The organism is Mucilaginibacter sp. P19 (assembly GCF_050632265.1).
GTDB classification, from domain to species: domain Bacteria; phylum Bacteroidota; class Bacteroidia; order Sphingobacteriales; family Sphingobacteriaceae; genus Mucilaginibacter; species Mucilaginibacter gossypii.
The window spans coordinates 1,982,640-2,004,512 of sequence record NZ_CP192586.1; the positions used below are offsets into that span (position 1 = coordinate 1,982,640).

Sequence of the window (21,873 nt, forward strand, 5' to 3'; positions counted from 1 at the left end):
ACGGTTGCAAAAATCCCCGCTTTGTAAAAAATTTTATTGTTACCGAAAGAAAAAATAGCGTTATAGCACAAAAAAAACAGTTTATCGCCCTTAGCCAAAACGGATCGTAAGAATTGTGGAAGCAAAGATAGTGTAACGAGGGACTTGCAATAAATAAGCCTATGAGTAAAAGGCGGTAAACGGTAGCTTGGTTTTGGATCATTACCAATGAGTTACCTTTTAACGACATGTTTTGCAGTAATTTTTTAATCAATTATTAACGTCTATAAGCACAAATACAGGTTGTAAAATAATAAATTTGGCCGAAAATTTTTACAAACAGTAAATTATATTAGCGGTTATTAATACGCAGATTTATTTACATTTGTTGCAGATACAAATTTCTATGGCGGAAACAGCACAACTAAAAATTGGTGATAAAACATTTGAGCTCCCGGTAATTGAGGGCACTGAAGGTGAAAAGGCAATCGATATTTCTAAGCTTCGCGATCAAACCGGTTATGTAACACTTGACATCGGGTACAAAAATACAGGCGCTACCAAAAGCGCCATTACTTTTTTAGATGGCGAGCAAGGAATACTTAAATATCGTGGTTATCCAATTGAGCAGTTAGCCGAAAAATCATCATTTATTGAAGTTGCTTATTTGCTGATCTATGGCGAGCTGCCATCTGCCGAAAAGCTAAAATCTTTCCAGTACGAGCTAAGCCGCCATACTTTGGTGCATGAGGACATGAAAAAGTTTTTTGATGGTTTTCCGTCAAAATCGCACCCGATGGGGCAGTTGTCGTCATTGGTATCTGCATTATCGGCTTTTTATCCCGAATCATTAAAGCCATCCCAAACCACCGAAGAACTTAACCAAAGCATTATTAAAATGCTTGCTAAAATGGCTACCGTGGTCTCGTGGATCTATAAAAAATCGTTAGGGCACCCTGTTATATATCCCCAAAATAAATACGATTACGTTACCAACTTCCTGCACATGACTTTTGGTCAGCGTACAGAGGAGGTGGAGATCGATCCGGTGGTTATTGATGCTATGAACAAGCTGTTAATTTTACATGCCGATCATGAGCAAAACTGTTCTGCTTCTACCGTTCGTATAGTAGGTCTCGTCTGATTCCAATATTTATGCTTCGGTATCTGCAGGTATTTCAGCGCTTTGGGGACCATTACATGGCGGCGCCAACCAGGCTGTAATTGAAATGCTGGAGAAGATCAAAGAAGATGGTGGTGATACTGATAAATGGATTGCTAAGGCTAAAGACAAAAACGATCCTTTCCGTTTAATGGGTTTTGGTCACCGTGTTTATAAAAACTTTGATCCGCGTGCAAGGATCATCAAAAAGGCATGTGATGATATTTTAGAAAAACTGGGCATCAACGATGAGGTATTGGAAATAGCGAAAAAACTGGAAGAAGTTGCCCTGAAAGATCCTTACTTTGTTGAGCGTAAACTTTATCCTAACGTTGATTTTTACTCCGGTATCATTTACCGCGCCTTAGGCTTCCCTACAGATATGTTCACTGTACTGTTTGCGCTTGGCCGTTTACCAGGATGGATAGCTCAGTGGAAAGAAATGAAAGAAAACAAAGAACCTATCGGTCGTCCGCGCCAGATTTACGTTGGTGCCACCTCTAAAGAGTATGTGGAGATAGCAAACCGGTAAATTTATATGGTTCATAGTTGATGGATCATAGGTCATAGAAGAAAAAATTACTTAAATAAAAAGGCGATGGGGGATGACCTCATCGCTTTTTTCTGTCTTAACCTTGATTTTTAGGATTTGAGAATTTCCTTGATATCATATGCTTTTGGGGGATTGATCTTATCAAAAGAAGAGCCATGTTAATATTCGTGGTTAATCAGGTTATCTTTAAAACGTTGAAATCACCGTATTTTCAATCATCCTATAATCCTAAAATCAGGCAAATCAAGGTTCAGATAAGAAACCCCGCAGGTTTTCACCGTGCGGGGCCATATAAATAAATCAATCAACTGAAGTGGTTAAGCTTAAAGCTTAATAATAGTAAAGGTGTTGGCCTTAGTATCTAGTACTATTTTGTACGTACCGGCGGTTGTTATGGTATAATTACCTCCGCCTGGTGTAAGCGCCGCTGGCGTTCCGCCTAAGTTTAAATCCCAGCTGTGATTAAACCTGAATTTCATATCCTTGCCGGCAATTAAAGCAACTGTAACGCTCCAGGTTTTGGTGGTGGCATCATAAAGCATATCTGTATCGGTACTCCAGCCGCCGGGGGTAGCATCGCCGATAATGCTCCAGAACACAGGGGTAGCAGTAAATGTGCCTTTTGTTTTATCGTTTTGATCAATAACAGCATGCAATGCATAGTATCCTGCGGCAGGTACTGAAAGGTTACCGCCGGTAGTACTTATTTTTCCGCTGCCTGCATCTCCGTATGCAACGTCCCATACCTTTTTAGGAGTAAGTTTAAATTCAAGCTTACCTGCAGGGAAACCGATATAACCATCATACACACCGTCATTATTTGGCGAAGTAAGACTATCGGCAGTTTTGGGGTCCCATCCCTGGTAAGCACCGGGAACATAAATATAGCCTGTACCTTGGTATGGTAATACAGTTAATGTAATAACGTTTGAGTAGGTAGCAGCCAGGTTTGGAGCCGCTGATGATTTAATGCGCACCTCAACTTGCGATGGGTTGTCATAAGATAGCTTCAATGCTGTTAACATATCGTTAAGCACACCCACTTTAAGCGTTTGGGTAAGCTTATCGGTGCTTACTTCTCTTGCGTTTTTAAAACTATTGCCTTTTACATCTAACTGTATAGTATAGGTGATAGGGGCATTGTAACCAGTTACCGGGGTTGCGGCCCAGCTAAAGGTAATAGCATCATTATTAGCGTTGGGCTTTGAAAGTTCAGGGGCGGTTGTTGTTGATGTTAAAGCGCCTACTTTGCCCACGTTTGCTACAACCTTTACTTCATCTTTTTTACATGATGCCAGCATCAGCAGCGCGATACCGCCAATTGCCAGGAGCGTGGTAAATATTTTTTTCATATCCTTTTTAGGTTTTATGGTTTTGCGGGAGATGCTTGTGAACATCTCCCGGTATATTTTAATATCCTGTATTTTGTTTCAGATTAGGGTTGGCTGCAACATCACTTGTTGGTAATGGATAAATGGTGCGGTAGCTTTCAACACCTTTGCCATCTTTCGAGCCGCCTTTAAAAGGCCACAGGTAGCTGGATTCAACAAACTTTTTGTACCTGATCAGGTCGGTACGGCGGAAGCCTTCCCAATACAGTTCGCGGCCCCTTTCATCGAGGATCTGGTCTGTTGTGATGCTGGTTACATTGCCGCTTGCATTGCCATAGGCTCTTTCACGCAGCTTATTGATATAACTTACAGCAAGGCCCATATCGCCGCCTGTGCCGCCCCTTGTTGTTGCTTCGGCATATATTAAGTATTGTTCTGCAAGCCTGAAAATGGGAAGGTCCATATCTGCATAATCAAGGCTTGAACCCGGTTTGCCATCCGCTATTTTCACGTTTTTGAATTTTGAAATAGCATATCCATCTGTAAAGGTGCTGATATCTGAAATTTCAAGGTTTTGCCCGTTGGTATAAAACTGGGCACGTTTATCGGCACTTGAAGCACCATTTGGAAACAGGTTTACCAAAGCTTTGGTGGTACGCAAACCAGCCCATCCGCCGCTAATACCATAATCAGCCGCCGGCATTGAGCCACCAACAGGCGCGTGGGTCATAAAGGTAGCACCGCCGTAGCTTTGCGTGCGCAAGCCATCGTAGTTAATGGTTAAGATAAACTCATCTGTATTTACGTTATTGTCGGCGCGCATCAGTTTAGTATAATCACTGATCAATTTGTAACCGCCGTTTTCAATAACTTTCTTTGAGTAAGTGATAGCGTCAGTATAACGTGCAGTGCCAGTATAAACTTCGGCATTCAGGTAAATCCTGGCCAGCAATGCCCACTCGGCAGCCTGGTCGGCACGACCATATTCGTTGGCCCGGGGTTTTGCTAAAGTTCCGTCAATCGCTTTGAGTTCACTTTCAATATAATTAAATAGGTCTTTGCGGGTTATTTGTTTTGGTAAGGTTGATCCAAGGGCATCATTTTCGGTAACAAACGGAGGATTTGCAAAAAGGTCCATTAATACCGAATACTGATAAGCTCTTAAGAAACGTGCCTCAGCAGCATACATTTTTATATTGGTGGCATTAGCTCTTGAAATGCCCCTGCTGCTCAGGTTAGCATCTGTTGACTGACGAATAAAATCGTTAGCCAGCGTTATCTGGTAAACTGCTCTGTAATAAATGCCTTTCAGGAACAAGTTGCTTGATGACCAGGACATATTGTGAAAGTCGGGCAGACCGGGGTCGCCCCACCCAACTACGGCTTCATCAGTGGGTAGTTCTTCTGCACACCACATTAAACGATAAAAATCGGATGTTCCTTCATCAATACCCTGAACATCGCCATTACCAGCAGGACCTGAATTGCCTGTTAATGCATATGCGGCATATACTTTAGCAAATGCCTGTTTGTAACCTTCCGGAGAATTATAAACCTGTGCCGATGTCAGGTCGTTTGTAGGGATCAGGTCAAGCTTTTTATTGCATGATACTGAACCTGCGGCTATCAGGCCGCCGATTATTATAAGTTTTATTGAATTTCTTTTCATGTTGATTTCTTTTAAAATGATCAGCTATAAGGTTATAGTGATAAATTAAGCCCTAAAACATAGGTACGTGGCCGCGGATACAGGTTGTTATCGATACCTGTTCCTATTTCAGGGTCAACACCTTTATATTTAGTAATTACAAACACATTTTGCACGTTAGCGCTTAATCTTAAGTTTCCGGTATTTTTGAATACTTTACCAAAATTGTAACCTACGTTTATATTGTCCATACGGATAAATGAAGCGTTTTGGATATAGTAATCTGACAGCACATTTTTATCACTGTTTCCGGTCAAACCGCTTTGCAGTACATTGGTTGATCCATTGTTTATAACACCGATAGGGTTAATGATGCTTCTTTGGGTGCCAGTGCTTGAAAACACGTTGTTATATGCGTAGTTTCCTACACTCGCCCGTGCAGTAAAACCTGCCGACCATTTTTTGTAGTTTACATTTGATGTTAAACCAAAGTAGCCTTTAGGATCAGGGCTTTTATAATGGTACAGGTCCTGGTCATTGATCACCCCATCTTTGTTTCTGTCAACAAATACGCCATCAAGAGGCCTGCCGTCCGGGCCATAAACCTGCTGGTACACATAAAATGAATAGCGTGGATAGTTTACTGAGTTGATCTGGATGTTTTGACCGGTTCCGCCAGAAATGCCGCCGGTAGGGCTACCTGCATAGCTTGGATCTGGTGCTATAGTAAGTTTGGTGATTTTGTTTTGGTTATAAGTAGCGTTAAGGCCAACACTCCAGGTGAGATCGGTACTCCTGATTATATCAGCATTGATATTAAATTCAACACCGCTGCTGGTTGCATCGCCAATGTTAGCAACAATCTCGTTTGAGAAGTTTGAACCTGCAGGCTGGGAGATCCTGTTGAGCAGGTTAGAAGTTTTCCTGTGGTAATAATCAATAGTACCGGTAATACGGTTGTCGGCAAAGCCAAAGTCAAAACCAACGTTGGCGGATGTGGTTTCTTCCCAGGTTCTGTTAGGATAATAGCCACCCGGGCGGTACAAGTTATAAAACTTATCGCCTAACTGGTACTGAGCAGTATTGTTGCTGAGGTTGTAATATGATATATAGCTATAATTCTCGCCGATATCCTGCTGGCCTGTTTTGCCATAACCTAAGCGCAATTTCAGGTCAGATAAAACTTTTGATCCTTTAAGAAAATCTTCCTGGATCATTTTCCATGCAAAGGCCGCGGATGGAAAGGTACCATATCTTCTGTCTGGTGCAAACTTTGATGATCCGTCTCTTCTTACTGTACCTGTTAAAATGTATTTATCGTCATAAATATAATTTACACGGCCATAAACTGATATCAGCCGGTTTTCGGGTTTATCGAAAGGATAAACTGGTTTTGATACAATTGTACCATCGGCAGTCACATCAGGAAAATTGTAAGTTGTAGTTTTGAAATCCTGGTATGAATAACCTGCTACCGCATCGATATGGCTTTTAATGTCTTTTATATCTTTAGCATAGCTCAGATAGCCTTCAAATATTTTATTTGACTGCAATTGTTTGTATTGAGTGTTTGTACCGCCATGGAAAACCCCGGCGGCATCTTTATATCTTTTATAGCCAGATGCAGCGCTATCGTTTACAAACACAGTGCCACGACCGTTTGATACGTCATAACCAAGGTTCACGTTAGCATGCAGCTCAGGAAGGAAATGGAATTTATAATCTAAGGTTAAGTTGCCGATGCTGCGGTAAACATTACTTTTATCATCGCGTTGTTCCAATAAACCAAGCGGGTTTAAAGGCGCGAGTGATTTAAGGCCGTTAACCGAAGATGGGTCAAGCCACTCATAGTATCCGCCAAAACGGTTATTGCCCGAATATACCGGAAGGGTAGGATTAAAGCTAACTGCCGAGCCAATAGCGTCCTGATTGGCAAACCTTTGCTTTACATTTGCGCCTTTAACGTTTAAATTAACTTTCAGGTGATCAGTAAAAAAGCTTGGGCTTAAATTAATAGCACCAGTAAAACGCCTTAATGAGCCGGTTTTTAAAATACCTTCCTGGTTAAGGTACCCTGCCGAAACACGGTATGGTAATACCTTGGTAGCGCCAGATACACTGATGTTATTATCGGTGGTTTGTGCGGTTTGATATATTTGCTTTTGCCAGTCGGTATTTGCTGTACCCAATAAAGCTTGTTGAGCGGTTGTGCCATTAGCTTTAACATAATCACGCAATTGATCGGCGGTTAAAACACTAACTTCCTTGCCTAATTTGGATACGGAAAATTGCGAACTGAAATCGACAGTTGGTTTTCCCTTTTTACCTTTTTTAGTTGTAATCAAAATTACGCCGTTTGATGCCCTATTACCATAAATGGCGGTAGCTGATGCATCTTTTAATACTGAAAACGACTCGATGTCATTAGGATTTATTAGACTTAAAGGGTCGGCAACACCGGATATTTTTGAAGTACCGTCGGCGTTGCGGGCGTTATCCAACGGCACGCCATCAATAACAATAAGCGGGTCGTTGCTGGCAGACAAGGAAGCACCACCGCGAATACGGATCTTGCTACCTGCACCAGGCGCGCCGCTGTTTGATATTACGGATACACCTGCAACCTTACCGGCAATTAATTGCTCGGGGGTAGTAATAACGCCTTTTTGAAAATCTTTAGCGGTTACATTGGTGATTGCGCCTGAAAGATCTTTTTTACGCTGGGTACCGTAACCTATAACTACTACCTCGTTAAGGCTTTTGCTTTCGGGAGCGAGGCTGAAGTTTTCGACCGTAGCACCGTTAACGGTTACTGTTTTTTTGATGGTAATATAACCGATAAATTTTACGCTTAGGGTGTAAGTACCGGCTTTAACATTGTTAATGGCATAGTTACCATTAGCGTCGGTAGTTGAACCAATAGTGGTACCATCGACGGTAACCGTAGCACCGGGGAGGGGCTGGTTGGTTCTCGTCAGATACCTTTCCTTTAATACTCCCGGTTTGTGAAAACGCCATGAATGACATCATCAGGAAAGCACAAAGAAGAACATACTTTTTTGAGTAATTTTTTCTCATTTACTTATTGATTTTTATGAATAAAAAAAGGCTTATTTTGCCGTCTATAATTGGTTTATTATTGTGGCCGAAACAGCATGCGACTAATTTACATTTACAAATATCAATTGCAAATTTTATATAAAAGATAATTTTAAAGCGTTTAATTAAGGCTTCTTTAACTTTAAAGAAATACTGAAATTTATTAAAATAGTGGGAAAAATTATTGTTTTTATGCGAAATTTAGATTTAAACGCATATTTGTGAAATAAGTAAGTGTCAGGTGTACACAATAGGTGATTTTACTTTTATGCAACCTATTTCCGGGAACGTTCCCGGCAACGTTCCCGGTTTTTAGCTTTTTATGATAATGAAAAAAATAATTTTCTGCGCGTTTTTGCTTTTTGGACAAAATTTTTTGCTTTTTAGCCAGGTGAAAATCTCCTTTTTTACCGGCAAAATAGCAACCCTGAAAAGCTCGTCTGAACACCTGTTCCTGGCGGGCGATTTTAACGGCTGGAATCCTGCTGATAAAAACTGGGAACTGCTCAAAACCCCGGCCGGGAATTATGTGTTGAACAAAGAACTGCCGGTTGGTATCGTGCATTTTAAAGTGACCCGTGGCAGTTGGAACTCCGTTGAATGCGATGTTGCTGGCAAGCCCATTGATAACCGCAACCTAAAAATAACCGCAGATACAACTATTAAGCTGGACATTGAAGCCTGGCAGGATAACTTTGGCGTACCCGAAAAGAAACATACCGCTACAGCGAGGGTACATTTGATCAGCGAAAAATTTCAGATGCCGCAATTAGGCAGGCAGCGGAGGGTTTGGATCTATCTGCCGGCCGGGTACGATGCAGGCAAAAAGAAATACCCGGTAATTTACATGCACGACGGTCAAAACCTTTTTGACGATTACACCTCAAGCTATGGCGAATGGGGCATTGATGAAATGATGGATAAAATACCAGTACGGCAGGAAAGTATTATAGTAGGTATCGATCATGGAGGCGAGTACCGCATAACCGAGTATGACCCGTATAATTCAAAATATGGTGAAGGCAGGGGAGACGATTATGTTCAATTTTTGATTAAAGAGCTTAAGCCATATATTGATGCTCATTACCGTACCCAAACTGATGCCGCGCACACAACCATTGCGGGCAGCTCCATGGGCGGACTTATCTCGATGTATGCGGCACTTAAATATCCCGGGGTGTTTGGAAATGCAGGAGTATTTTCGCCCGCGTTCTGGATCGCGCCGCAGATTTATGACCAGGCGCAACAGGCTACAATAAATAAAATGAGCCGATTTTATTTTGTTTGCGGTGATGCCGAAAGTGAGAGCATGGTTGCTGACATGCAAAAGATGGCTGATTTGCTGAAATCAAGAGGGGTAAAACCCGAAAATGCGCCGGTCACGATAATCAAAGGTGCAACCCACAATGAAAAGCAATGGAACGGCGACTGGCCTGGGTTTTATAAATGGTTGATGGAGTTTTAATTAACTACCTGTTTTGCGTTAGCTATAGTAGCGGATACCGGCCAAGCGGCTAAGGCCTGCGCAGTATGAGCGGATAGCGCGGACCGAAGGTAACGCCCACAATGATAATTTGGGATTTCAGATGTTCGATTTCGAATTTTCTTTGCATCTGTAAATCCTTAATTCTATAAATTCTGATTCCGACCTTAACGTTCTATCCATAACCCGCCCAAATTTCCCTTAAATTTAATAGTTTTGAGGTCAGCGTTTACCCATGACCATCGAAGAAATATTAAAACAATACTGGAACCATGATACTTTCAGGCCCATGCAGGCCGAGATCATCCAGTCTGTTTTATTAGGAAATGATACTTTGGCGCTGTTACCTACCGGTGGCGGTAAATCAGTTTGTTTCCAGGTGCCGGCGTTGGCTAAAGAGGGGATCTGTATAGTGGTGTCGCCGCTTATTGCGCTCATGAAAGACCAGGTTGAAAACCTGCGGGCCAAAGGCATCAACGCGATATCCATAGTATCGGGAATGGGTCGCCGTGAGATAGACCTGGCGCTGGATAATTGCATTTATGGTTCGGTAAAGTTCCTGTACCTGTCGCCCGAGCGCCTGCTGAGCGAATTGGTGCGCGAGCGGGTGAAGTACATGAAAGTAAACCTTTTCGCGGTGGACGAGGCGCATTGTATTTCGCAATGGGGTTACGATTTCAGGCCGCCGTACCTGCATATTGCCGATCTGCGGGAGCTGCATCCCAACGTGCCCGTGCTTGCGCTTACAGCAACAGCTACCGCCGATGTTAAGGCCGATATTCAGGAAAAGCTAAAATTCAAAAACCCGGTAGTTTACCAGCAAAGTTTTGAACGACGCAATATCCGTTATGTGGTGCAGCATGAAGAAGATAAGTTCCGTAAAATGCTCAATATCGTACGCGGTGTTAAGGGAAGCGGCATTGTATATGTACGGAGCAGGAAGGAAACTTTTGAGATAGCAAAGTTCCTGACGGATAACGGTATACGGGCCGATTATTACAACGCAGGCCTGACTGTTGACCAGCGCGCCGAAAAGCAGGAGGCCTGGAAAAATAACCGGGTACGGGTGATTGTAGCTACCAATGCTTTTGGTATGGGGATAGATAAGCCGGATGTACGGTTTGTGATCCACAAGGATATCCCGGAAAGTTTGGAAGCCTATTACCAGGAAGCCGGCCGGGGCGGGCGCGATGGTAATAAAGCCTTTGGCGTGCTGCTATATAACCCTGCCGATAAGCTTAAACAGGAAAAGATGTATGAGCTTAATTTTCCATCGGTTGAGGAAATTAAGCAGGTATACCACAACCTGGCCAATTATTACCAGGTGGCTTATGAGGCCGGCGAGGGTTTAAGCTTTGATCTCGACCTTGGCGAATTTTGTAGCCGCTTTAAACTCGATGCTATTAAAACACTCAACGCCCTTAAGTTTTTAGAGCGTGATGAATACCTGGCTTTTAACGAAAGCGTATTTTTGCCCTCGCGTTTTCAGTTTGAGGTAGTTAACGAACAACTATACAACTTCCAGATCCAGAACGCCGGCTGGGACCCGTTTATCAAAACCCTGCTGCGCTCATACGGTGGCGCGTTTGAAAATTATGTACGTATCAAGGAGTTTGATATCGCAAGGCGAACAGGTTTAAGCGTTCAGCAGGTTATTGAGGGGATGTTACAGTTGCAGCAATACGGCCTGATAAGCTATATGCAGCAAACAGATAAGCCCCAGGTTACCTATTTAAAACCACGGATACAGGGCAGTCACCTCACTATCGACAGGAAATATATTGAGCAGCGCAAAGAAGTGTACCGTCAAAAAATGGAAGCTGTTTTTGCCTACGCCATTCATAAACGCTGCCGGAGCCAGATGTTGCTGGCTTATTTTGATGAGCCAAATGGTCGTAAATGTGGGATCTGCGATGTTTGCCTTGAGGAAAAACGCAGGGTAAATCAAGACGAAATTTTCGACAACATCACCACCGAAATAGTACAATTGCTTAGTATTAGCAACCCCGATATCGGCGGACTGATAACCGGGATCAACATCGGTACCGAAAAAGAAAAAATGGAGGCCGTACGCCTGCTGCTCGATGCAGGGAAGATTAAGACCGACGGTGAGGCTTATTATTTAAGTTGATCAAATAATAAGCATTTTATGCTCCACTGTCGTCCTGAACTTGTTTCATGATCCCACAAGAGAAGTCTACATCTTTGATCGGCGCGCGTAAATGTAGCACGTGAGGTGCCGAAACAAGTTCACTGTTGTCCGGTAAAGTTTGTTATTGTTATAAAAAGACTGCATTATGATATAAAAAGAAGGATTTAGGTTTTAAAGCGGATGTCCAAGCCCCCCAATTTTAGTTGCCGTGAGTGATTTGTTGACATGACGGACAGTTTCTCCGGATCGTTCAGAAAGTTAAATAGGTGGATATAACTCATCAGATGGAGTCTTATAATAGAACTCAGATTAGAGAAAGACCATTGTCTTTTGAGTTGTACCTGGACAATTTTGATTAGAAGATCGGCAATAAAAGCGCACCATATCTGTATTTTGATTGCATTCTCATTATCCCCCAGGAAGTATTTAAGCGGGAAATTTTGCTTTACCCGCTTAAATAGTATTTCAATAAGCCATCGTTTCTTATAAAGATCGGCAATAGCTTCAGGTGGTAACGAGAAATTATTGGTTAAAAACTCAAATGTCCTTTCGGTTTCTTTGTCAAAGAAAGTAACCAGGCGAATCTCCAACTGGATACCCTCTTTTTGAGTACGTGTGCCCTGGAGGAGTAGTTTATCTTCGATGACACCGTGTGCCTTGCTTTGTTCGCTAAGCTCATTCAGCCACATTGTTGAGTATTTGGCATCTTTTTTCTGCCTGGTGACAAAGAATACGCCTTCATTTGTCATTCTTTGATATTCAGAATAGTCTACGTAACCTTTATCGAAAACGATAAAGGAACCTGGTTCGAGTTTGATCTCTTTAAGGAAGGGCATATCGTTAGCGCTGGCTGCCGTGAAGCTAATTTTCAGCGGTACATCATCTGCTGCCTTAATGAGCGTATGAACTTTGATCCCGCCTTTTCTCTTACCGTTGGCCTTTCCCGGGCTTGGGGCTTTCAATATTTGCTGAAATAAGGTAATTGTTGAAGAATCGGCAATGAATAGCTTAGGGTCGATCTTTAATCGGCTGTCCGGTAAAAGCTGCTTGTGTCGCCTATACAGGTTATCATAAATACGGGCGAATACTTCAAAGCTACGCTGGGCATTAGCATCACATAAGGTGCTTCTGGCCGGACATTTACTTATACCGATATGATGAAGCTTATGCAGGCTTGCTTTCATGCCGCTGATTACTTCTCTGCTGCTGGTGCATCTGTTAAAAACGCAGTAAAGCATCGTTACAAGATGTGTATAGGTATCAAAGTAACGGTAGTAGAGATCGTGATCCCCACGTCTTGCTAATGATCGAACATTATTACGATCTATTAAACCTAATAACTGATTCAGGACCGGCTGTCCGGTAAAAAAGTACTTTTGCTCATGTTGTGTATTTAAGTGTGGTAACTCAAATATCAACACAAAGGGGTAGTCTTTCGGCTATCCCTTCCTTTTTCCCTAAAAAATCTTTACCGGACAACAGTGAAACAAGTTCGGTACGACCTGTTGGAATTTACCCCTCAAATTTTCTCCCCCATTTCACCGGGAAAAATCACCCCTTTACCGACAAAAACCTGCCCTACAGCTAATTAGGCCAAACCTGCTGTAACGTTTTTTATTTGAGATCGTCATATGTATGTATTCAATGAAATAAAATAATAATCACTTGACAATCAAAATATTAATACCATGAAAACTACATTGACCGCCATCGCTACCGTACTGTTTATGGTACTTGGCTTCGCAAACATCGCATCTGCAAATAATGCTAAAACTGATGCAGGCATCATTTTAACCGACATCAGCAAAATCAACAAAATTGAAGTTTACGGCAATGTTGAACTTTATATATCAAGCGGCCCGGCCGACCAGGTAAAAGTTTACAACCGCTACTATTCTGAAAACGCTCTGGTTCAGTCACAAAAAGGCGTATTGCGCATCTCATCATATAAAGCCGAAAAATTGGTAGTTTGGGTAACTGCAAACCAATTGAGCGCCATTAACGCTTATGATAATGCCGATATTAAATCATTCGGCAGTCTTTCAGGCATCGAGCTTGATGTTAAATTAAACAACAATGCATCTGCCAATCTTAACCTGGATACTTATAGCGCCAGCATCACCCTAAGCGGTAATGCCAAAGCCGAGCTTAAAGGTAACACCAATGAGTATAGCTTAATCCGTAACGCAACTTCAAATGTGAACAGCAACGGCCTTGCATACACTCACGCTACCGAAACTTTGAATAAAGAAACCAAGCCAGCGGTTGATCAATTTGCAACTTTATAACAGCCATTTTTTTTGAGTCAATTATATAAAGTGTAGCCGCCTTGAAAGGGGCGGCTTTTTTTGTTGTCAGTTGCGTTGTAAACGCAAACCCAGGTTACGCACCCGTCGCAAATGAGCGCCAGATCATAAACTAAAAACGACTGTCAGTCTGAGTGTTTAAATCCGTGGCCTCTGAAGGTGAAATGACATAGATTTGCTGAACCGTGCAGTGTGGCCGACCGAGTTATAGTGCTTATTGCCTGTTGCTGAGTATGGTTCCGAAGCAAGAGTCTGAAGGTATGGTACGATCCCTTGTGTGGGTGATTTGTCCGATGGGTAGCCTGTCTTTTCTTTAAACTCCTTCGGGCACGGTTTAAAAAGCGTTATAAGTATGGAAAAGATGCATTTTCATGCGGCAGGTATAGATATTGGAGCCCGCAAGGTATTTGTGGGTCTTGAAGGCCAGCCGGTTCGTTCGTTTGAGACTTTCACCAGTGATCTGGTATCACTTAAGAACTATTTATTGGAGCATAAGGTAAGTACAGTGGCAATGGAAGCCACAGGAGTATACTGGTATGTACTTTACGATATTCTTTTAGATGGGGGATTGGATGTGTGGCTTGTTGACGGAAGACAGACCCGCCAGTTACCAGGCAGGAAAACAGATGTAAAAGATTGTCAGTGGATACAGCAATTGCATAGTTATGGCTTGCTGAACCGCTGTTATGTATCCGAAGGTCATATCAAAGAATTGCGTAGTTATCAGCGCCTTCGTGAAGATCATCTTCGGAGTGCGGCCATGCATGTGCAACACATGCAGAAGGCCCTGATAGAAATGAATATCCGTTTGCCGGAGGTATTAAGCCAGGTCCATGGAGTAAGCGGGATGGCGTTAATCGATGCGATACTGCAAGGCGAGCGAGATCCTGATAAGTTGTTTTCACTTTGCCATAAAAAGATCAGGGAGAATAAAGGGGAAGAGCTATTGAAAGCCCTGCAAGGTCATTATACAGCGCAAGGGCTTTTTTCATTAGGTCAGGCCTATAAGGCTTATGGTTTTTATCAAGGCCAGATAATGGAATGCGACAGCCAGATTGATAGTGTTTTACAACGGATCAACAGGGATAAGAACCTGCCGCCGGGAATAAGCGAAGGAAAACGCAAGGCGATCCGTCACAACAAACCTCATATCAACAACCTGGGAGATCATCTGTTAAAAATATTTGATGGTAAGGATGCAACTAAACTTCCGGGTATTACAGATTACAACTGGTTACAGTTATACACAGAGGTGGGTTCGGATCTTAGCCGATGGCCAAGTGAAAAACATTTCACAAGCTGGCTTGGTTTATCTCCCGGCCAGGACCGTTCAGGGAAAAAGAACAAAAGTAAAAGTAAGGGTAAACCGGCCGTTGGGCAAATATTCAAACAAATGGCCCATGGATTATTGAACAGCAAGTATATCGGCTGGGGTTCATTTGCAAGAAGATTAAGAGGCAGAAAAGGTCCGGCAATAGCTATTAAAGCAACGGCCAGAAAACTGGCCGCTCAATACTGGCGTTTAATTGTAAAAGGAGCCGACTTTGTGGAAAAAGGGCTGCAAGCCTATGAAAATATCATTAAGGAACAGAAACAAAGGCGATTAGAAAAACTCGCCTTTGAATTAAATAGGGAACTTGTACCTGCTTAAATTATTATGTCATGGGTAGGTCCTCGAAGCATGGTGGGCGAGGCCTCTGCGCGCGACCCTCCGACAAGCTCAGGGTCACAGGCCTGTTATTCATAATGTAATTTTACCTTCAGGGTCCGCGGATTTAAACATTTACAAACCCTTCCTTCATCCTAATGTCATCAAACAAAATATAATTTCTATTTTAGACTTTTTAGTCGAATTTTGATTCGTTAAACAAAAACAACAATGGGCAAAGCAGAAAGAACCAGGCAATTCATTATCGAGACGGCAGCGCCGATCTTTAATGAAAAAGGTATAGCCGGTACTACCATTGATGATATTTTGGCGGCAACAAAAATGGCTAAAGGTGGGCTTTATGGTCACTTTGAAAGCAAGGACGAAATTGCCAGCGTAATGGTTAATTATCTGCTCGATAAATTGAGCGACAAAGTAAACACTGTTATGGCTAAAGAAAAAACAGCCATTAAGAAAATCCATGCCTTTATTGATATATATAAAGACCCGATAGATTCATACATAGAAGGTGGCTGTCCGATACTTAATTTTGGTGTTGAGGCCGATGATAATAATCCTGTCCTTAAACAGAGACTTAAAGCAATGATTGAGGCAGGGCAGAAGGACTTTGTTGAGATCATCAATAAAGGCGTTGCTGATGGCGAAATATCCCCTGAAATAAACGCCGCAGATTATGCACTCAAAATGTTTGCACTGCTGGAAGGCGGGATGCTGGTATCAAGGGTTACCGGAAGCAGTAGATATATGAACAGCCTTGTACGCATGCTTAAAACCGAATTAAAAGAATACGAGTTGAAATAATTTTTTTGATTGATAACAGACTTTTTGGTCGTTTTTAATCAGAGGCAATGAAGATAAATACAATAACCGGGAACGGGTTTTTTTAATGACAAAAACGACTAAAAAGTCTAAAAAATAAAGCACAATAAAACAAACAACATCATGAAAACTCAAAAAGTAATATTAGTAACCGGCGCTTCAAAAGGCTTTGGTTTAGAGATAGCAAAAACAGCATTGGCCGCAGGTGATAAAGTAATAGCAACCGTGCGCAGCAAAGCCGATCAGCTTGCCACCTCATTAAATGATAATCCTAACCTATTGGTTGTTACTATGGATGTAACCAATGAAGCACAGGTTAAGGCTGCAGTTGCCGAAGGTTTGCTCCGTTTTGGTAAAATAGATGTGGTAATCAATAATGCAGGTTACGGCATTGTGACTGCCATTGAAGAAGCTACAGATGCCGAAGTAAAGGCACAGTACGAAACCAATGTATTTGGCCTGCTTAACGTAGTGCGTGCTGTGTTACCTCATCTGCGCGCCCAAAGATCAGGTCATATCATCAATGTTTCTTCCCTGTTTGGCTTTGATGCCATACCTGGCTGGGCTTTATATGGTTCTACAAAATTTGCGGTTGAGGGAATTTCAAAAGGCCTTGCCGTTGAGCTTGCACCGCTTAATATTAAAGTAACTGTGGTGGAACCGGGTTTGTTTAGCACCGAGTTCTTGAGTGCCGAATCATACAGCGCCGCAAAAAACGTCATTGATGATTACGCTGCTACTGTTGGCCCAATGAGGGCAGGAGCAAATCAGCTACATGGTAATCAACCTGGCGATCCAAGAAAACTAGCCAGGGTGGTAGTTGATATCGCTCATAATGAAAACCCTCCGCTGCACCTACCTATTGGTAAAGATGCTGTAGGCATGTATAAAGCCAATGCTGAAAAAACAAGCGAAGAAATTGATCAATGGATTGAAGTATCAACCGGTACCGACCATGATCATGTTGCAGCAAACTAATTAATCACACCATTCACTCAACAATAAATAAAAATATCATGTCAATAAAAAAAATAGCCTTAATTACAGGCGCAAATCGCGGTATAGGTTTTGAAACCGCCAAACAATTAGGAGAAAAAGGTGTGGCCGTTATAGTGGCTGCCCGTAAACTAAGCGCTGCCAAAGAAACTGCGACCCAATTAACCGAACAAGGGATTGAAGCATACGGCGTTCAACTGGATGTTACCAATGCCGGTGAAAGAAAAGCAGTTGCTGCTTACATCGAAAAACAATTTGGCAAACTGGATATCTTGGTAAATAACGCCGGTGTCGGTCCTAAAGAAGATGATCTTTTTGTTAAAAAGACCGTTGCTACAACCGCCGATGAATTTGAATATATCTTTAATACCAACCTGTTTAGCATTGTATACCTTACTAACGAGTTACTTCGGCTGCTTAAAAAGAGCGATGCCGGTCGTATAGTTAATCTTTCAAGCATTTTAGGTTCATTGACATTGCATGCAACTGAAGGTAGTCCGATAGCTGATTTTAAACGTTTATCATACGCTGCATCAAAAACAGCTCTGAATGTGTTTACCGTTCTTTTGGCCGACGAGTTGAAAGGCACTAAAATTAAAGTAAACTCGGCCCATCCGGGTTGGGTACAAACAGAACTGGGTAGCGTTGAACATGCACCCATGACTGTTCCTGACGGCGCCAAAACCAGTGTTGAACTGGCACTTATTGGCGAAGATGGCCCTAACGGCCGTTTTATTCACCTGGGGGAAGAACTGCCATGGTAAATTGAACTGACCTCAAATTGTTTTCTGGAGCGTCGTTACCTTTAATAGGGTGGCGACGTTTTTTGTTTTTTATTGAATAAAACTATTTTCAAAAAATACTTGCGCAAGCAAATGCTTGCATTTATATTTGCAAGTACTTACTTGCGTAATTATGAAAGCCAGACGAGATGTTTACCAGGCGATAGCCGACCCCACCCGAAGAGCGATTATCAATATGATTGCTGCACAGCCGCATAACGTGAATGCGATAGCTGCAAACTTTGATGTTACACGGCAGGCAATTTCACTGCATATCCAGATCCTGGCCGATTGCGGTTTGATAAACGTTAAACAGCAGGGCCGCGATAGGGTCTGCGAAGCCCGGCTTGATCAGCTTGGCGAAATATCAGTTTGGGTTGATCAATATCGCCAGCACTGGGAAAATAAATTGGATAATCTTGAGAAATATGTAGTAAACCTAAAAAATGAAAGAAATGGAAAACAATCAAAGTAGCACTGCAGATCGTGAACTGCGCTTAACCAGAACTTTAGATGCCCCGGTTGAGCTGGTATGGGAAGTTTGGACCCAACCCGAACATATTGCCCAGTGGTGGGGGCCCAACGGCTTCACTAATACCATTAGTAAAATGGAAATTAAACCTGGAGGAGAGTGGGATTTGGTGATGCATGGCCCCGATGGGACAGATTATAAAAATAAGAGTGTATTTAAAGAAGTTATTCCACTTAAAAAGATAGTATACGAGCATGTCAGCAGTCCGAAGTTTGTTGCAACCATTGAGTTTGACGAGACGGGGAGAGCAAACCTTTTTGAGCTGGCACATGCTTTTTGAAACGCATGAGCAGTTTGTACAGGTAGTAAAAACATTTAAAGCTGATGAAGGCTTAAAGCAAAACATCGAAAAGCTGAACCTGTATTTAAAAGGTGTGAGGAAGGGATAAACTCTATCGGAGGTGACATAGATATCTTCTTTTGTTAATGTATAAAGCGTTATTGAACAATAACGCTTTTTGCGTTTATAGCAGCCCCAATTAAAGAGGGTTTCGAATGGCATTAATAGCATTGCCGTCATCATTTTTCATCTGCACATCTGAAATCTGCATATCTGCGCACAAAAATTCTTCCGCTGTTTACCGATGTAATTCCGCTGTTCGCCGACTAAAACCCGGTGTACATCTAATTAGCCCGAAATGCCTGTAACGTTTTAAAAATGGGGGCGTCTTATCTGTGTATTAAATGAAATAGAAACACAAATAATTGACAATCAAAATATTAATTATCATGAAAACTACAATATTAACAATCGCAACCTCTTTAGTTTTAGCACTTGGAGTATCAACTGCAGCTAACGCAGCAACCAAAAAAGATAACGGCGCAGCCGTAGTTTTAAACAACGTAAGCAAGATCAATAAGATCGAAGTTCGCGGTAACGTTGAAGTATATGTATCTGCCGGCGATAACGACAATGTTAAAGTTTATAACCAATATTACTCAGAAAGCGCATTGGTACAAAACAACAACGGTACCTTACGTATCACCTCGTACAAAAACGAAAAACTGGTAGTTTGGGTAACTGCAAATGATCTTAAAGCTATCAATGCTTATGACAATGCCGAAGTTAAATCATTCGGAAAACTTGCAGCCCTTGAGCTTAACGTTAATCTTTATGACAATGCATCTGCTAAATTAAATGTTGATACTTATGCTGCAACAGTAAACGTTAATGACAAAGCTAAAGCCGAGTTTACCGGTACTGCCGATGTTTACACTCTGAACCATACCCGCGAATCATTTGTAAATAATAACGCATTTGCAGCCGTAAACTTTACAGATAAGGTAACCAACGCTCCTGCTAAATACACCGTTGAAAACGAATTTGCAGGTCTTTAATATCTTACTTTTACAAAAGTCCATCATATATTCAAAAGCTATCATCTAAAATGTGATAGCTTTTTTTAATTTTGATGTAACACTAAACTGCCAACCGGCGTCATAACATCAAAACCATGAAAAAATACCTTTTTACCTTCACTATAGTAAGTGCTTTTGTAGCTACCGGCATATTATCATCATGCAATTATAGATGTGTGCACGGCTCAGGAAATCAAACTACGGAAAAGCGCAAGGCCGAAGATTTTAAAAAAGTTGAGATCTCGGGCGCTTTTAAAGTACACCTGAAACAGGATAGTTCGTTAACTATCGATATCAAAGCCGACGATAACCTGATCAAATATATTTCAACTTCGGTTGAAGGTGGTGTATTACATATTAAATCAAAAAAGAATTTCTGCGATCCTGGTGATATGGTTATTAACATCGGCGTGAAAAACCTTGAAGAAATTAAAGCTTCGGGTGCGGTTGAAGTTAATTCTAATGGCAAGGTCAACGCTAAAGATTTCAAGCTTGATCTTTCAGGTGCTACTAAAGTTACGCTTGACCTTAACGCGGCCAATGTTTCAACCGATGGCAGTGGCGCCACAGAAGTACACCTTACAGGCCAGGCTGCATCGCACAAAATTGACCTGAGCGGAGCCGGTAAAGTAGACGCCTTTGATTTTGTTGTTGGTGACTATGATATTGAAACATCGGGCATTGGACATTGTAAGATCAATGTGCTTAAAACACTGAATGTGCATACCAGTGGTGCTTCCGAAATTGAGTATAAAGGTTCCCCATCTACCGTGAATAACGATAAATCGGGTGCTTCATCTATCAAAAAAGTTGACTGATCGACCTTATAATAATTAACGGAGAGGCCGGGGATATAACTAATTCGCGGCTTTTTTTGATTTTACAACCTATCACTAGTAAAAATTTGAATGAAAAAGTTTTTAAAATGGACGGCCTATACAATTATAGCGCTTGTTCTTGTTGCTGTTGCCGGCGTCTCTTACATAACCCTGGCATTGCCTAATGTGGGCCAACCCGAAGCTATTAAAGTTGATGCCACGCCACAACGCATTGCCCGCGGCAAGTATCTGGCCAATAATGTAACGGTTTGTCTGGATTGTCATTCTATCCGCAGTTGGGATAAATTTGCAGGCCCTTCAGATTCTACAGTTTCCGGTGCCGGCGGTGAAAAATTTGATGCTTCAGCAGGTTTCCCCGGCACGGTTTATTCGCCTAATATTACTCCTTTAAACCTAAGTAACTGGACTGATGGCGAAATCTTCAGGGCAATGACCACTGGTGTTAAAAAAGATGGGTCGGCTATATTTCCGATAATGCCATGGCCTTATTACGCAAAAATGGACAGGGAAGACCTTTATTCCATTATAGCCTATATACGCACCTTAAAACCGAGCGGCAAAAATTATCCGGGTCATCAGCTCGATTTTCCGCTGAATGTTATTGTGCATACCATGCCGCAAAAAGCTGCGTTGGGTAATATCCCAAATCCGGAAGACACTGTTAAATATGGAGCCTATTTGCTTAACGCCGCGGCCTGTAAAGAATGCCACACGCAATCAGATAAAGGTAAATTGAACGAGGCTATGGCTTTTGCCGGCGGACAAGGTTATATAGTACCCGGTGGAAGCAAAGTGTTTTCAGCTAATATTACGCCCGATAAGGAAACAGGCATTGGTAGCTGGACAAAAGAGCAATTTGTAAGTCGCTTTACTCAATTTGTCAATGGTAAAATGCAGCCGGCACCGGTAAAACCGGGCGAATTTCAAACCATTATGCCGTGGTGGAGATATGGCAGCATGAAAGTGTCCGATCTGGAAGCAATTTACGCTTATTTGAAAACAATAAAGCCCATCAGTAACCACGTTGTAAAATTTGAAAGGAATGGGAAATAGATTGGGGGTTGGTTGGGTTTAACGCCCGGTTTGATGGGTAGTGCGGTTAGCAGTGTTAGGGATTGCAGCGGAAAGCCCACGGCGTTGTGTAGGCCTACGCGCGTGGGCCTG

Annotated in this window: 16 protein-coding genes and 1 pseudogene; 13 read left to right on the forward strand and 4 right to left on the reverse strand. The window is 42.1% G+C overall.

Features of this window, described 5'->3' with window-relative positions:
- Positions 1 to 385: 385 nt before the first annotated feature.
- Positions 386 to 1,673: pseudogene (locus ACQ86K_RS09495) on the forward strand (citrate synthase).
- Positions 1,674 to 2,017: 344 nt separating this feature from the next.
- On the opposite strand, the gene ACQ86K_RS09500 reads toward ACQ86K_RS09495, so the two are convergent.
- From ACQ86K_RS09500 to ACQ86K_RS09510, 3 genes are read right to left on the reverse strand one after another with little or no spacing between them, the layout of a single operon-like run.
- Positions 2,018 to 3,046 carry a SusE domain-containing protein gene (locus tag ACQ86K_RS09500; RefSeq protein WP_176844520.1) on the reverse strand — a complete coding sequence of 343 codons (1,029 nt, stop codon included), beginning with the start codon at positions 3,044 to 3,046 and terminating at the stop codon, positions 2,018 to 2,020.
- A gap of 58 nt (positions 3,047 to 3,104) precedes the next feature.
- Entirely contained in the window at positions 3,105 to 4,694 is a 1,590-nt protein-coding gene (locus tag ACQ86K_RS09505; protein WP_091171562.1) for a RagB/SusD family nutrient uptake outer membrane protein, read from the reverse strand.
- Positions 4,695 to 4,726: 32 nt separating this feature from the next.
- Complete coding sequence (locus ACQ86K_RS09510; protein WP_431200824.1) at positions 4,727 to 7,651, reverse strand: SusC/RagA family TonB-linked outer membrane protein; 2,925 nt, start codon at positions 7,649 to 7,651, stop codon at positions 4,727 to 4,729.
- 449 nt (positions 7,652 to 8,100) lie between these two features.
- On the opposite strand from ACQ86K_RS09510, the gene ACQ86K_RS09515 reads away from it, so the two are divergent.
- The gene (locus ACQ86K_RS09515) at positions 8,101 to 9,237 is read left to right on the forward strand and encodes an alpha/beta hydrolase (RefSeq protein WP_176844521.1); all 1,137 of its coding nucleotides are present in this window, start codon (positions 8,101 to 8,103) and stop codon (positions 9,235 to 9,237) included.
- 253 nt (positions 9,238 to 9,490) lie between these two features.
- Positions 9,491 to 11,386, forward strand: a complete 1,896-nt coding sequence (locus tag ACQ86K_RS09520; RefSeq protein WP_091171572.1) for a RecQ family ATP-dependent DNA helicase — start codon at positions 9,491 to 9,493, stop codon at positions 11,384 to 11,386.
- 185 nt (positions 11,387 to 11,571) lie between these two features.
- Here the strand turns inward: ACQ86K_RS09520 and ACQ86K_RS09525 are convergent, their stop codons facing one another.
- The gene (locus ACQ86K_RS09525) at positions 11,572 to 12,828 is read right to left on the reverse strand and encodes an IS4 family transposase (RefSeq protein WP_431199200.1); all 1,257 of its coding nucleotides are present in this window, start codon (positions 12,826 to 12,828) and stop codon (positions 11,572 to 11,574) included.
- Positions 12,829 to 13,095: 267 nt separating this feature from the next.
- Between ACQ86K_RS09525 and ACQ86K_RS09530 the strand changes: the two genes are divergently transcribed.
- From ACQ86K_RS09530 to ACQ86K_RS09575, 10 genes are all read left to right on the forward strand, one after another.
- Positions 13,096 to 13,695 (forward strand): GIN domain-containing protein, encoded by a 600-nt coding sequence (locus tag ACQ86K_RS09530; RefSeq protein ID WP_091176637.1) that lies wholly within the window; start codon positions 13,096 to 13,098, stop codon positions 13,693 to 13,695.
- Positions 13,696 to 14,065: 370 nt separating this feature from the next.
- Entirely contained in the window at positions 14,066 to 15,364 is a 1,299-nt protein-coding gene (locus tag ACQ86K_RS09535) for an IS110 family transposase (protein WP_431199432.1), read from the forward strand.
- A 228-nt stretch (positions 15,365 to 15,592) separates the two neighbouring features.
- Positions 15,593 to 16,183: a TetR/AcrR family transcriptional regulator gene (locus ACQ86K_RS09540; protein WP_091176408.1), complete on the forward strand. Its 591-nt coding sequence runs from the start codon at positions 15,593 to 15,595 to the stop codon at positions 16,181 to 16,183.
- Between the two features lie 141 nt (positions 16,184 to 16,324).
- Positions 16,325 to 17,179 carry an oxidoreductase gene (locus ACQ86K_RS09545; protein ID WP_091176405.1) on the forward strand — a complete coding sequence of 285 codons (855 nt, stop codon included), beginning with the start codon at positions 16,325 to 16,327 and terminating at the stop codon, positions 17,177 to 17,179.
- Between the two features lie 38 nt (positions 17,180 to 17,217).
- Complete coding sequence (locus ACQ86K_RS09550) at positions 17,218 to 17,961, forward strand: SDR family oxidoreductase (RefSeq protein WP_091176403.1); 744 nt, start codon at positions 17,218 to 17,220, stop codon at positions 17,959 to 17,961.
- 151 nt (positions 17,962 to 18,112) lie between these two features.
- The gene (locus ACQ86K_RS09555) at positions 18,113 to 18,454 is read left to right on the forward strand and encodes an ArsR/SmtB family transcription factor (protein ID WP_090524524.1); all 342 of its coding nucleotides are present in this window, start codon (positions 18,113 to 18,115) and stop codon (positions 18,452 to 18,454) included.
- Positions 18,435 to 18,791: an SRPBCC domain-containing protein gene (locus ACQ86K_RS09560; RefSeq protein WP_431200247.1), complete on the forward strand. Its 357-nt coding sequence runs from the start codon at positions 18,435 to 18,437 to the stop codon at positions 18,789 to 18,791. Before ACQ86K_RS09555 ends, ACQ86K_RS09560 begins: the two co-directional genes overlap by 20 nt.
- 449 nt (positions 18,792 to 19,240) lie before the next feature.
- The gene (locus ACQ86K_RS09565) at positions 19,241 to 19,849 is read left to right on the forward strand and encodes a GIN domain-containing protein (RefSeq protein WP_091176400.1); all 609 of its coding nucleotides are present in this window, start codon (positions 19,241 to 19,243) and stop codon (positions 19,847 to 19,849) included.
- Between the two features lie 116 nt (positions 19,850 to 19,965).
- Positions 19,966 to 20,688 carry a head GIN domain-containing protein gene (locus ACQ86K_RS09570; protein ID WP_091176397.1) on the forward strand — a complete coding sequence of 241 codons (723 nt, stop codon included), beginning with the start codon at positions 19,966 to 19,968 and terminating at the stop codon, positions 20,686 to 20,688.
- Between the two features lie 90 nt (positions 20,689 to 20,778).
- Entirely contained in the window at positions 20,779 to 21,762 is a 984-nt protein-coding gene (locus ACQ86K_RS09575) for a c-type cytochrome (RefSeq protein ID WP_091176395.1), read from the forward strand.
- Positions 21,763 to 21,873: the final 111 nt, after the last annotated feature.